We start from the raw sequence: 12,864 nt of genomic DNA on the forward strand, positions 1-12,864 counted from the left end.
AACTTCTACCTGCTCAAGACCAATGCCTGTCGCGCCATCTCAGAACGAGGCGCCCCTCCCGCGAAGCGGGTTCGTGCATGAGGCGCAAAGCTGCCGTTCCTTCCGCGCTCGAAACTGACGGATACAGGTCAAAGGCCACCTTAACCGGTGAGGATTTATGACGAGCCGGCGGCAATTGGGCTGCCGTAAACCTCAGTCCTTGGCGCGCTCGACGTACGAGCCGTCGGCGGTCATCACCACCACGCGGGTGCCGGCGGAGATATGCGGCGGCACGGCGGTGCGCACGCCGTTGGAGAGCATCGCCGGCTTGTATGACGACGATGCCGTCTGGCCCTTGGTGACCGGTTCTGTGTCGACAACCTCGAAAGTGGCGCGCTGCGGCAGCACCAGCGAGATCGGCACGCCGTTGAACTGAGCGAGCTGCACGGCCATGCCTTCCTGCAGGTAGGGGGCCATGTCGCCGACCACGCCTTCCGAGGCCACGACCTGGTCGTAGCTTTCCGGGTTCATGAAGTGAAAACCTTCGCCGTCGGAATAGAGGAAAGTGTGCTCGCGTTCCTCGACATAGGCGCGCTCGACCATTTCGGTCGTGCGGTAACGCTCCGACACCTTCACCCCGTCGCCGATGCGGCGCATGTCGAGCTGGGTCACCGGCGTGCCCTTGCCAGGGTGGATGTTTTCGGCAAAGAGGATGACATAGAGCTTGCCGTCCTTATCGACGACGTTGCCTTTGCGTAAGGAACTGGCGATGACCTTGACCACGGTATTCGATCCCATTCGAGTTTTTCGGCCTGCATGCGTCGATTTCCGCGAAGCGGCGACGGCGGCCATCGCGTGCGCCCTAGCGCATCTTGCGCCGAACCGCCAGCCTTGCGCTCGATTTTCCTGCCCATGACCGCCGCTTCGCCCTGGTGGATGCCGCATATCCATGCCGACCGCCGGCCACGGCTGATGGCGCGCAACGCCATCGCCGCCACCCTGCGCGGCTGGTTCGCGGAACGCGATTTCGTCGAGGTGACGACCTCGGCGCTGCAGGTCTCGCCGGGCAACGAGGCGCATCTTGCCGCCTTCGCCACCGAGGCGATCGGGCCGGATGCATCGCGCCGGCCGCTCTATCTCCACACCTCCCCGGAATTCGCCTGCAAGAAGCTGCTCGCCGCAGGCGAAAAGCGCATCTTCAGCCTCGGCGCGGTCTGGCGCAACCGCGAGCGCGGGCCGTTGCACCACCCTGAGTTCACCATGCTCGAGTGGTATCGCGTCGGCGATACAGTTGAGCGCCTGATGACCGACTGCGCCGAATTCCTGGCGCTTGCCGCGGAAAAGGCCGGCGCCAGAAGCTTCCGTTTCCGCGGCCGCGAGGCCGATCCCTTCGCCGAGCCGGAGCGGCTGAGCGTGGCGGAAGCTTTCCTGCGCCATGCAGGCATCGATCTTCTGGCGACCGTGTCGGTCGACGCCAGCACAGACCGTGAGGCGCTTCACGAAGCGCTGGTTGGCGCCGGCCTGCGCACCGCGCCCGACGACAGCTGGGCCGACCTGTTCAGCCGGGTGATGGTGGAGAAAATCGAACCGGCGCTGGGGCAGGGGCGGGCCACCATCCTTTACGGCTATCCGATTTCGGAGGCCGCACTTGCCCGGCCGAGCGCGCAGGACCCGCGCGTCGCAGAGCGCTTCGAGCTCTATTGCTGCGGCATCGAGCTCGCCAACGCCTTTGGCGAGCTCACCGATGCGGCCGAACAGCGCCGCCGCTTTACCGCCGAGATGGACGAGAAAGAGCGCGTCTATGGCGAGCGCTACCCGCTGGACGACGATTTCCTCGCGGCTTTGGCCATCATGCCGCAGGCAAGCGGCTCGGCCCTCGGCTTCGACCGGCTGGTGATGCTGGCGACAGGAGCCGCCAGGATCGACGACGTGATCTGGGCGCCGGTGGCCGACTGACGCTCCCTTCATGCCGCTGCGGCAAAGCATCCCGCACGAACCACGGCCATTGCCTTGAGATTGCCGCATCCGCCATTGCACAAGCGGCGGTGGAACAATAGATGGTGCCGGTGGCATCCATGATGGATGCTTCGGCGTCCATAGATGGTGCGCAGCATCCGTGATGGTGCGCAGCATCCATGAAGGTGCGGCAAGGGACGACCTGACGGACTGCCTCTCGCACCTGCCAGACAGACTGCTTGAACAAACAGGAACAACCGCATGACGGACAAGCTCGACGCAGCGAAATTGACCGATCGCGTAGCGGCGCTCGTCGAGGCCGCCAAGCGTGCCGGCGCAGATGCGGCCGACGCGGTGGCGGTGCGCGGCCGCTCTGCCGGCGTGTCGGTGCGGCTGGGCAAGGTCGAAGGCACCGAATCGTCGGAGAGCGAGGATGTGTCGCTGCGCGTCTTCGTCGGCCAGCGTGTGGCGAGCGTCTCGGCCACCGCCGCTTCCGACCCGAAGGCGCTTGCCGAGCGCGCCGTGGCGATGGCCAAGGTCTCGCCCGAAGACCCGTTCCAGGGCCTCGCCGATCCAGCGCTGCTCGCCCGCAATTTGCGCGATCTCGACCTCTTCGACCCGACCGAGGTGTCGGCCGACCAGTTGAAGGAAGCCGCACTTGCCGCCGAGGCGGCCGCGTTGGCCGTCAAGGGCGTCACCAATTCCTCGGGCAGCAGCGCCGGCGCCGGCCTGGGCGGCCTTGTGCTCGCCACCTCGCATGGCTTTGTCGGCCAGTATGTCGCCTCGCGTTTCTCGCGCTCGACCAGCGTCATTGCCGGCGAGGGTACGGCGATGGAGCGCGACTACGAATTCTCGTCGCGCCAGCATTTCGCCGATCTCGACGCGCCTGGGGACATCGGCCGCAAGGCCGGCGAGCGCGCCGTGCGCCGCCTCGGCGCCCGCAAGGCGGCCACCGGCCCGGTCGACGTGGTGTTCGATCCGCGCGTCGCGCGCGGCATAGCCGGCCATCTCGCCGGCGCCATCAACGGCGCCGCGGTCGCCCGCAAGACCAGCTTCCTGCGCGACATGATGGGCAGAGAGGTGGCCTCGGCCGGGATCACCGTGACCGACGAGCCTTTGCGCCGGCGCGGCCAGGCCTCGCGCCCCTTCGACGGCGAAGGCGTCGAGGGCGAGAAGCTGCTGATGGTCGAGAAGGGCGTGTTGAACCACTGGTTCCTCTCGACTTCGGCCGCGCGCGAGCTCGGCCTCGCCACCAATGGACGCGGCTCGCGCAGCGGCTCGTCGGTTTCGCCGTCCTCCACCAACCTTGCCATAGAGCCTGGCGAGCGTTCGCCGGAAGATCTGATCGCGTCGTTGAAGCGCGGTTTCTATGTCACCGAGGTGTTCGGCCAGGGCGTCGACATGGTGACCGGCGAATACAGCCGCGGCGCTTCCGGCTACTGGATCGAGAACGGCGCGTTGGCCTTTCCGGTGGCCGAGGTGACGATCGCCTCGAACCTGAAGACCATGTTTCTCAACATGGTGCCGGCGAGCGACCTCGACCGCAATTTCGGCACGGCGGCCCCGACGCTCCTGATTGAGGGGATGACCCTTGCCGGCGCTTGACCGACTGAAATCGAGCGAGGCCCGCGACGACCTCGCCTTGCTGCGCGATGCCGCCCGCGAGGCCGGTGTCATCGCCATGGGCTATTTCGGCAACAACCCGCGGGTCTGGATGAAGGGCGGCACCTCGCCGGTGAGCGAGGCCGACCATGCGGCGGACGCCTATCTGCGCGAGACCTTGCTCGGGGCGCGCCCGGATTATGGCTGGCTGTCGGAGGAGACCGCCGACGATCATGCCAGGCTTTCGGCCCGCCGCACCTTCGTCGTCGACCCGATCGACGGCACGCGCGGCTTTCTCGATGGCCTGCATTCCTGGTGTGTCAGCGTTGCCGTGGTCGAGGACGGCCGCTCGCTCGCCGGCGTGCTCGAATGTCCTGCAAAACACGAGACCTATTGGGCGCTGCCGGGCGAGGGCGCCTATCTCAACGACAAGCGCATCCATGTGCGTGCGCTTGGGCAGAACGTCGATATCGGCGGACCCAAGCCGCTGGTCGACTTGATGCCGGAGGCCTGGCAAGACAGGCTGCGGCGGACGGCTTACATTCCTTCACTTGCCTATCGGCTGGCGATGATTGCCGCCGGCAAGCTCGATGCGACCTTCGTCAAGCCGAGCGCGCATGACTGGGACATCGCAGCCGCCGATCTGATCCTCACCGAGGCTGGCGGCGCGTTGCTCGACCGCGCCGGCAAGCCGCCGCGCTATGCCGGCGAGGTGATCAATCACGGCGCGCTCGCCGCCGGCAGCGGCGAACTGCTCGGCGTGCTGACCGGCGTCATTGCCGGGCTTGACGAAGGGTGAGGCAGTCGGCGGTTCCAAAACCGGCCGCTTTGGTCTAGACCTGTCACAATTCATGAATACGCGAAGGATCGGCATGGCCGTGGAAGACGGAAAGAAGCAGCTTTTGCACCTGGTGTTCGGCGGCGAGCTGAAAAAGCTGGGCGGAACCGAGTTCCGAGATCTCGACACGCTCGACATTGTCGGCATCTACCCCGACTATCAATCCGCGCTTGGCGCCTGGAAGTCCAAGGCGCAGGCCAGTGTCGACAATGCTCATATGCGCTATTTCGTTGTTCATCTGCACCGCTTGCTCGATCCAGAAGCGAAGGTCGGCGGTTGACGTCGATGGAGCATGAAGCGGTGAAAGGGGCGACAAGGCGGCGCGCCGCCAGACGCGGCGGAACGCGCACGCTGTGGCGGCGCATCCGCGAGCCGCTGGCGCAATCGAGTTTCGTCAAGAACTTCATCGCCAGCCTGTTTGCCTGGTTCCTGCGGCTGATTCGCGTCACCAGCCCGCTGGTCGAAGGCTCGACCCAGGTCGCCGGCGGCGCCTATGCTCATCTCGAGCCCGGCATCATCGCGCTCTGGCACGGCCAGCATCTTCTGACCCCGGCCTATTACCCCAAGGGCCGGCCGCTGGTCGCCATGGTTTCGCGCAGCGCCGACGCCGAGCTCCAGGCGCTGATGATCGAGAAATTCGGCATCGAGGCCGTGCGCGGCTCCGGCGGCCGCGACAGTTCGAGGCATCTCGACAAAGGCGGCGCCAAGGCATTGATCGCGCTCAAGAAATCGCTGATCACCGGCAAGAATGTAGCCATGATCGCCGACATTCCGAACGGCACGCCGCGCGACGCCGGACTGGGCATCGTTCTTCTGGCAAGGCTGTCCGGCCGGCCGATCCTGCCCTCGGCCATCGCCACCAGCCGCCGCAAGGTGCTGGAGAAGAGCTGGGACAAGACAACAATCAACCTGCCTTTCGGCCGCTCCGCGGTCATCGTCGGCACGCCTGTCTTCGTGCCGGCCGATGCCGACGACGCCGAGATGGAGCGCAAGCGCCAGGAGGTCACCGCCTCCCTCAACGCCGCGACGGCCGAGGCCTATCGCCTCGTGGATGGCTACAAATGAGCGAGCGCTGGGCGCGTGCGGCCCTTACTGCCTACCGTTATGCGGGGGCGGCCGCCTATCCGCTGATCGGCCCCTATGTCGCCTGGCGCGCCTCGCGCGGCAAGGAAGACCGGGCCCGTCGCCGCGAGCGCTATGGCGTCGCCGGCCGTCCCCGGCCGGAAGGACCGGTGATCTGGATCCATGCCGCAAGCGTCGGCGAGACGATTGCGGTGGTGCCGCTGGTCGAGAGTATCCTCGACTATGGCGTCAACATCGTCTTGACCACTGGCACTGTGACCTCGGCCAAGGTCGCCGACGAGCGCCTCGGCAACCGTATCATCCATCAATATGTGCCGCTCGATCTCAAGCCGGCGGTAAGCCGCTTCCTCGATCACTGGCGGCCGGAACTGGCGATCATCGCCGAATCGGAGATCTGGCCGATGACCATCCTGGAACTCGGCGCCCGCAACGTGCCGCAGGTTCTGGTCAACGGGCGGCTGTCGGACCGCTCCTTCACCTCGTGGAAGAAGCGCGCCGGCGTTGCCGAGGCGCTGTTCGAGAATCTCGCCCATGTCATCGCCCAGTCGGATGTCGACGGCGAACGGTTTCGCGCGCTCGGCGCCCGTCCGGTCACCGTCTCCGGCAACCTCAAGGTCGACACCAACCCGCCGCCGGTCGACGAGCGGGCGCTGGCCACCCTGCAGCGCCAGATCGGCGATCGCCCGACATGGGCGGCGATTTCGACCCATGACGGCGAGGAGGTGGTTGCCGCGGAAGTCCATGCCAGCCTGCAAAGGCGCCATCATGGGCTTTTGACCATCATCGTGCCGCGCCACCCCGATCGCGCCGATGCGCTTGCCGCGCAGATTTCCGGCATGGGGCTGACGGTGGCAAGGCGCAGCAAGGGTGACCGCATCTCGCCCGACACCGATATCCTGCTCGGCGACACGATCGGCGAAATGGGCCTTTACCTGAGGTTGACGGAGATCGCATTCGTCGGCCGCTCGCTGACTTCGGAAGGCGGCCAGAATCCGCTCGAGCCGGCGATGCTCGAAACCGCCGTGCTTGCCGGCCGCAACGTGCAGAATTTCCGCGAGGCCTATCAGCGCCTGCTCAACAGCGGCGGCGCCAAGCTGGTGCGCGACCGCGACATGCTGACCGGCGCCGTCAATTTCCTGTTGACCAACGAGGCGGCGCGCCACGAAATGATGGCGGCGGGTGCGGCCACCGTCGACGAGATGCGCGGCGCGCTTGCCCGAACGCTGAAGTCGCTGGAACCCTATATCCAGCCGCTGGTCGTCAAGGCGCGCCTGAAAGGCGCCAACGGGCGCTAGAGCCGGATGATTTCAGGTCTGTTCGACCTGAAATCTGAATCCGGCTCTAAATCGAGGAGATAGAGCATGATGTCGACCGAAAACCGCTTCACACTTTTCGGCATCATGCTCTGGGCATGACGCCAAAAATCGGAACCGGTTTTTGGAAAAGTTCATGCGCGAAGACAAGCCGCGCGGGACAGCCGCGATGACCAGCGAAGCGCCGCCCTTCTGGTGGGAAAAGCCCGACTGGCGCGTGCTCGCGCTGTCGCCGGCCTCGGCGGCCTACGGGCTCGTCGCCGGCCGCCGCATGCGCCATGCTCCGCGCGAGAAGGTCGCGGCACCCGTGCTGTGCGTCGGCAACCTAACCGTTGGCGGCAGCGGCAAGACGCCTGTCGCCATTGCCTTGGCCAAACAGGCCAGGCGCATGCAGCTAACCCCCGGCTTCCTGTCACGCGGCCATGGCGGCTCGTTCGCCAAGCCGCATGTCGTCGATGCGCATCACGACGCCGCCAAGCATGTCGGCGACGAGCCGCTGCTTTTGGCCGAACACGCGCCGGTCGCGGTGACGGCGAACCGCGCCGCCGGCGCGAAGCTGCTCATCGAGGAACATGGCTGCGACTTCCTGATCATGGACGACGGCTTCCAGTCGGCGCGCATCCATATCGACTATGCGCTGGTCGTGGTCGACGCCCGTTTCGGCATCGGCAACGGCCGCGTCATCCCGGGCGGGCCGCTTCGCGCCAAGGTCGTCGACCAACTGGTCTTCACCAGCGGCTTGCTGAAGATGGGCGAGGGGGCCGCCGCCGACAGCGTCGTGCGCCAGGCGGCGCGCGCCGGCCGGCCGATCTTCCTCGCCCATGTCGCGCCGGCGGACCCGTCGCGCTTCGCCGGCGGCCGCTTCCTTGCCTTCGCCGGCATCGGTCATCCGGAGAAATTCTTCGATACGGTCCGCGCCGCGGGCGGCGAAGTCGCGCTTTCGCGCGCCTTTCCGGATCATCATTTCTACGCCCAGGACGATCTTGCCGACCTCCTGATGCTCGCCCGGCAGGAGGGGTTGCGCCTCGTCACCACGGCGAAGGACGCCGCGCGGCTGCGCCACGGCGAGACGCCCGCCGGTTTCCTCGATCAATTGGACGTGCTCGATATCGAGGCCGCGTTCGAGCTCGACCACGTGCCCGAACGCATCATCGACGAGACGCTCGACGCCTGGCGTCAGCGCAAGATGCGGGGCTGAATTTCGAAGTATTGCGTCAAGTTCGCCACGACCCGTAGACAAGTTTCAGCGCTTCGACCAAATGGTCGAACATTGATCTCATGGGCGGACTATTGCGCAAGTCCCGATGCATCGTGACCCAGACGTCCAGGCTCGGTGAAAACTCTTCAGCTAGGAGATGCACTAGTCGGGCGTCCTCGCGCACGGCCGCGCATTGGCAGATTCCAATTCCGAATCCCGCCCTAATGGCTGCCAACTGAAGAAGAGCGCTGTCGGACCGCAGCGTAAAGTCGTCCCGCCTCAATTGCAAACCGAGCCGACGCACGGCCCGGACAGCAGAGGTCTCATGATCAAAGCCCACCAGGCAATGCCGGTTCAGCTCGCGTAAATTGGCGGGTTTGCCGTTCTTTTCCAAGTAGCTCATGTGAGCATGGAATCCCAGCCGAGCCTGACCCACTTTGCGCGCGACGAGATCGACCTGTGTCGGCCTCATCATGCGAATGGCGATATCGCAATCCCGCCGCAATAGGTCTTCCAACCGATCAGAGGCAGAGACCTCGACGACCAATCCCGACTGGCTCCGCTCCAATTCAGTAAGAATTGGCGGAAGAATCTCCGTCGCAACGATCTCGGAGGCCGCGAGGCGGACGACTGTGCGGGGCTGGCCCGCTTTGCTCGAAATCGCTCTCAGCAACGTTTCGGCGGCGGCGGCCATGGCCAAGGCATGGGGCTGCGCAATGACGGATGCCGCGGTCGGCCTCAGGCCATCTTGGGCGCGCGTGAAAAGCGGCATGCCGAGAGTGGCCTCCAACTCACGAATGTGCCGGCCGACGGTTGGCTGGGTGAGGTTAAGGGAGCGCGCCGCACCCGAGAGGCTCCCCTCGCGCAGGACCGCCAGAAATGACCTGTACAGCTCCCAGCCTGGATTCTTGTCCATGCATTCTTGTATGCCTACTCAACAACCTTCGACAATTCCGTTCATCCGGAGGAGGCGTATTTTGGGTTCACCAACGCTTCAGGAGGGAAACCCAGATGCGCATCCATGCTATCCAGACAGGGACAGTTAAAATCAAAACCGCCCAGGTCAAAGGCCGAGGTCACGGCCCCATCGACATATTCCTCGATCCGAATTGGACCGACTGGGTGCCGACATTCGCATGGGCGATCGAGCATCCTGAAGGTGTCATTGTCGTCGACAGCGGCCAAGGGACACATCTGTTGGAGCATTCGCGTGAGCTCAATCCCTATGTGAGATGGGAAGTCGGCTTCCAAATCGAGCGCGAACAAGAGATTGGGCCGCAGCTCCGGGCCTTGGGGATTGGTCCGCGCGACATTAAAAAAGTCGTGCTCACTCATCTTCATATGGATCACGACGGGGGCCTTGCGCACTTCCCCAATAGCGAAATCATTGTCCCAGCCGGTGAACTCGCGCAGGCTCGCGGATTGCTCGGGCGGGTGCGGGGATACCTTCCCCATCGTTGGCCAACATGGTTCGACCCAACGCCGGTCGAACTGCCGCTGCAACAATTTGGCTCGTTCAAGCGCAGCCAGCGGCTAACAATGGCGGGCGACATAGTTGCCGTGGCAACGCCTGGACACACACCAAACCATATGTCTGTCGTTGTTCAGGATGGCGACACCGCGATTTTCCTCGCCGGCGACACCTCCTACAATCAGGCGCTCATGCTTTCAGGAACTGTCGACGGGGTGAGCGCCGGTGACGGTATCGCAAAAGCCACGCTTGATGGCATCAAGACCTTTGCGCAAAGCCGTCCGACAATCTATCTGCCGACGCATGATCCGGAATCGGGTCTCCGCCTTGTGAACCGCCAGCTTGTCGTATCGGCCAGTTAGCAACGATGGCGATTGGCGAAAGCCGCAATCACATCCAATTTCACCCCAAGTGGGGGAGATGTCCGGGAGGACAGAGAAGGCGAAGAAGAGACGTGCGAGGGCTTTCACGCAGCGAAATTTACCCCCGTTTGCGCAGTTCCGGGTGCATCTCGATTTCGCGGGCAAGCGAGACCGCCGCGTTCACATAGGGCTCCTGCCGGGCGACGCTCCAATATTTGAGCTCGTCGAGCGGAATGTTCTCGCTTGTCACCGCGCAGCGCACGAACGAGCCGGGACTGGTGACCTGGAAGTCGCCGTCGAGGTAACGGATCCGGGCTTCCCTGCCGCCCGGGCCTTCGAAACGGTTCATCATGAAAGGACGCTTGAGTTCATCGGGTTTCAATCGCCACAAATCGCAAGCAACGTCAAGCTTGACGCAATGCTCGTGCCGTATGGCTGAGCGACAGAATGGCTCCCGGGAGCCCGGCATGGACATCACTCCGACCCGCTCGAACACGTTGATCACTGAAGCGCTCACCGCGCGGGCGCTGCCGTCGCCCAAGGCCGATCCGGCGACCGCCGCGCTGGTCAAGGCGCTCGTCCAGCCGCCGGCGCCATCGACGGGGCAGGCGGCGCAAATCGCGGCGCAGGCGCTGCAGGGCGGGCTGCCGCGCCCGGCCGCTCAATCGTCGCAACGGCTATCGTCGTCCGAGATCGAGGACGCCTACCGAGCCGTCATGGAGCCCGATACCGCCGCGGACGAGGCGCCGGCACGACCCTCGACGGCCAGGGCGGCGATCGATGCCGATCGGGCTCAGCGCGGCTTCGTCCCGCCGCAGGCAGCGGTCACCGACAGCACGTCCATGCCGGCGGTTGCGCTGGCGCCGTCAACAGTTTCGCCGGTCGTTGCTTCCGCCGCGCTGCTGGTCGCGGCCAATGCCAACGCGCCGCAGCCTCGCGGTGCCGCAGTCCGTCCGGCTGGCCATGCACCGCGATCCGATTCCGTCCCGGTATCGCTCTGGACGATATCGGTCGTCACGGCCGTCGTCTCGGCTGTGACCGCCACCATCATGGTTCTGCTGCTTCGTTAATCCCGCTCAGTCGTCATCGCGCAGGAAAGCTTCCAGCTTTTCCGAAGCAAGCCCCGCCTGGTCGGCAATGCGCCTGGCAAGGTCCGCGGCCGCCGCGCGCGGCCGGCCGACCGGGCGGTCCATCCAATAGGACACCGGATTGAGCGCGACGCGCTCGTCGACGGTGACGATGCGCCCCGATTTCAGCTGGTCCTTGGTAAGCGGCGGCCGCGCCAGCGCGATGCCCAGCCCATGCGCCGCCGCGTCGAGCACCAGATTATAGTCCTCGAAACGCCGGTCCTGCGGGCGCGGGCGGTAGTCCATGTCCTGCGCCGCGAACCAGGCGCGCCAGGCGGAAGCGTCGGAATCGTTGATCAGCGGGAATTTCAGCAGCCGGGCAGGGTCGCCTCGTCCGATCTCCTTCGCCAGCTCCGGCGAGGCGATCGGGAAAATATGCTCCTCGAAAAGCTGCACCGAGACACGGCCGGGAATGCGCCCGCGCCCGCAGCGCACCGAAAGGTCGATGCCTTCGTCGGCGAGGTCGGCCTGGCGGTTGTCGACATCGAGCACGATGCGCAGCCGGGTCGGATGGTTCTCCAACGAGGCCATGCGCGGCATCAGCCACAGCCCGCTCACCGAAGGGATCGAGGCCAGCCGCACCACGGCGGTGCCGCGCGGCTCGACCCAGCGGTCGGAATTGACCGAGATCAGCGCGAAGGCTTCGGTGGTCCTCAAATGCAGGCGGTTGCCCTCGATCGTCAGCGTGACGCCGCGCGCGTTGCGCTCGAACACTTTCAAGCCAAGCCAGTCCTCCAGCTTGGCGATCTGTCGGCTCACCGCGCCATGGGTGAGGTTGAGTTTTTCAGCCGCTGCGGAAAAACTCCCGGTGCGCGCCGCCGCGTCGAAGGCGCGCAAGGTTTCCAGCGGCAGTATCTGTTCTGAGCTGTGATCCATGCTCACAGCTGACCCTCGAATTGCTCGTTTGTCAATTGGCCGGCGATGGCGTTTTCTGCGTCAATGACACAGAAAGACGAGGCTACGGCAATGAGCGCTTACACCGGCACGTTGAATGAGACACAGCGCATGGACACCACCGCGGCGATCGCGGTGACGCTGACGGTCATCGGATGGGCCTCGGCCTTCCCGGCGATCCGCGCCGGCCTTGCCGCCTTCCAGCCGCTGGAACTGGGCGCGCTGCGCTTTGCCATCGCGGCCGTTCCGGCCGCCATCTTTCTCGCGGTGAAGCGCCCGGCGCTGCCCAGGATCGACGAGCTGTGGCGCTTCGCCTTCGGCGGCGCCATCTTCGTCGCCCTCTACACCGCCATGCTCAATTTCGGCGAACTGACCGTCTCGGCCGGCGCGGCCGGCTTCATCATCAATGTCAGCCCGATTTTCACCGCCATCATGGCGATGGCGCTGCTTGGCGAGCGCTTCTCGGGGCTCGCCTGGCTCGGCACGGTCATCTCCTTCACCGGCATCGGCATCATCGCGGTGGCCGACGGGCACGGCCTGCATTTCAATGCCGGCGCGCTGCTGGTGCTGGGCTCGGCGCTCTGCTCCGCCGTCAACACCATCGTCCAGAAGCCGCTCTTTGCCCGCCACCATCCGCTGACGATCGCCGCCTCCAACATGGTCCTCGGCGCGCTCTGCCTGTCGCCGTTCCTGCCGGAAGCGCTTTCGCAGGCAGCGGTCGCCAACACCGCCGGCCTCGCCGCCGCCATCTATCTCGGTATCGTGCCCTCGTTGATCGCTTATGCCGCATGGGCGACCGCGCTCTCCCGCCTGCCCGCCGCTCGCGCCTCGAACTTCCTCTATCTGGTCTCGCCGACCTCCGCGCTGATCGGCTTCTTCTGGCTGGGCGAAGTGCCGAGCCTGCTCGGCATCCTCGGCGGCGCGCTGGCGCTGGGTGGCGTCATCGTGGTGAATTTGAAGCGGTAAATCAAAAGCTTGCCGCCATTTCCAGACTCGAATTGACAAGTCGAGTTGGCAGCCCACGGCCCCTGTGACGCAGGC

14 protein-coding genes are annotated in these 12,864 nt (G+C 65.3%); 10 read left to right on the top strand and 4 right to left on the bottom strand.

All coding sequences use genetic code 11. The features are described from left to right. Nucleotides 1-192: 192 nt before the first annotated feature. Complete coding sequence (gene efp, locus ACWGS9_RS21795; RefSeq protein WP_320212274.1) at nt 193-762, bottom strand: elongation factor P; 570 nt, start codon at nt 760-762, stop codon at nt 193-195. A 129-nt stretch (nt 763-891) separates the two neighbouring features. Between efp and epmA the strand changes: the two genes are divergently transcribed. The 7 genes from epmA (at nt 892) to lpxK (ending at nt 7,969) form a co-directional block, all read left to right on the top strand. Further along, on the top strand, nt 892-1,935 hold the full coding sequence (epmA, locus tag ACWGS9_RS21800) for an EF-P lysine aminoacylase EpmA (protein WP_454507187.1): 1,044 nt from the start codon (nt 892-894) through the stop codon (nt 1,933-1,935). A 261-nt stretch (nt 1,936-2,196) separates the two neighbouring features. Then, nucleotides 2,197-3,540, top strand: a complete 1,344-nt coding sequence (locus ACWGS9_RS21805) for a TldD/PmbA family protein (RefSeq protein ID WP_454507188.1) — start codon at nt 2,197-2,199, stop codon at nt 3,538-3,540. After that, nucleotides 3,527-4,336: a 3'(2'),5'-bisphosphate nucleotidase CysQ gene (locus ACWGS9_RS21810; protein ID WP_454507189.1), complete on the top strand. Its 810-nt coding sequence runs from the start codon at nt 3,527-3,529 to the stop codon at nt 4,334-4,336. Before ACWGS9_RS21805 ends, ACWGS9_RS21810 begins: the two co-directional genes overlap by 14 nt. Before the next feature lie 73 nt (nt 4,337-4,409). Continuing rightward, nucleotides 4,410-4,655 (top strand): DUF4170 domain-containing protein, encoded by a 246-nt coding sequence (locus tag ACWGS9_RS21815; protein ID WP_320212100.1) that lies wholly within the window; start codon nt 4,410-4,412, stop codon nt 4,653-4,655. A 5-nt stretch (nt 4,656-4,660) separates the two neighbouring features. Then, nucleotides 4,661-5,440 (top strand): lysophospholipid acyltransferase family protein, encoded by a 780-nt coding sequence (locus ACWGS9_RS21820; protein WP_454507190.1) that lies wholly within the window; start codon nt 4,661-4,663, stop codon nt 5,438-5,440. Then, nucleotides 5,437-6,753 carry a lipid IV(A) 3-deoxy-D-manno-octulosonic acid transferase gene (gene waaA, locus ACWGS9_RS21825; protein ID WP_454507191.1) on the top strand — a complete coding sequence of 439 codons (1,317 nt, stop codon included), beginning with the start codon at nt 5,437-5,439 and terminating at the stop codon, nt 6,751-6,753. Before ACWGS9_RS21820 ends, waaA begins: the two co-directional genes overlap by 4 nt. Before the next feature lie 187 nt (nt 6,754-6,940). Continuing rightward, nucleotides 6,941-7,969, top strand: coding sequence for a tetraacyldisaccharide 4'-kinase (lpxK, locus tag ACWGS9_RS21830; protein WP_454507268.1), 1,029 nt, complete (start codon nt 6,941-6,943; stop codon nt 7,967-7,969). A 16-nt stretch (nt 7,970-7,985) separates the two neighbouring features. On the opposite strand, the gene ACWGS9_RS21835 is transcribed toward lpxK, so the two are convergent. Further along, nucleotides 7,986-8,885 (bottom strand): LysR family transcriptional regulator, encoded by a 900-nt coding sequence (locus tag ACWGS9_RS21835; protein ID WP_454507192.1) that lies wholly within the window; start codon nt 8,883-8,885, stop codon nt 7,986-7,988. Nucleotides 8,886-8,980: 95 nt separating this feature from the next. Between ACWGS9_RS21835 and ACWGS9_RS21840 the strand changes: the two genes are divergently transcribed. Next, nucleotides 8,981-9,802: an N-acyl homoserine lactonase family protein gene (locus ACWGS9_RS21840; RefSeq protein WP_454507193.1), complete on the top strand. Its 822-nt coding sequence runs from the start codon at nt 8,981-8,983 to the stop codon at nt 9,800-9,802. Nucleotides 9,803-9,920: 118 nt separating this feature from the next. Here the strand turns inward: ACWGS9_RS21840 and ACWGS9_RS21845 are convergent, their stop codons facing one another. Then, nucleotides 9,921-10,154, bottom strand: a complete 234-nt coding sequence (locus ACWGS9_RS21845) for a DUF2093 domain-containing protein (RefSeq protein WP_454507194.1) — start codon at nt 10,152-10,154, stop codon at nt 9,921-9,923. Between the two features lie 115 nt (nt 10,155-10,269). Between ACWGS9_RS21845 and ACWGS9_RS21850 the strand changes: the two genes are divergently transcribed. Continuing rightward, entirely contained in the window at nt 10,270-10,872 is a 603-nt protein-coding gene (locus ACWGS9_RS21850) for a hypothetical protein (RefSeq protein WP_454507195.1), read from the top strand. 6 nt (nt 10,873-10,878) lie between these two features. Here ACWGS9_RS21850 and ACWGS9_RS21855 read toward each other — a convergent pair whose 3' ends face one another. Then, nucleotides 10,879-11,805, bottom strand: a complete 927-nt coding sequence (locus tag ACWGS9_RS21855; RefSeq protein WP_454507196.1) for a LysR substrate-binding domain-containing protein — start codon at nt 11,803-11,805, stop codon at nt 10,879-10,881. A 90-nt stretch (nt 11,806-11,895) separates the two neighbouring features. Between ACWGS9_RS21855 and ACWGS9_RS21860 the strand changes: the two genes are divergently transcribed. After that, nucleotides 11,896-12,789 carry a DMT family transporter gene (locus ACWGS9_RS21860; protein ID WP_454507197.1) on the top strand — a complete coding sequence of 298 codons (894 nt, stop codon included), beginning with the start codon at nt 11,896-11,898 and terminating at the stop codon, nt 12,787-12,789. Nucleotides 12,790-12,864 lie beyond the last annotated feature (75 nt).

The sequence above is a fragment of the Mesorhizobium sp. Arg314 genome (assembly GCF_053714275.1).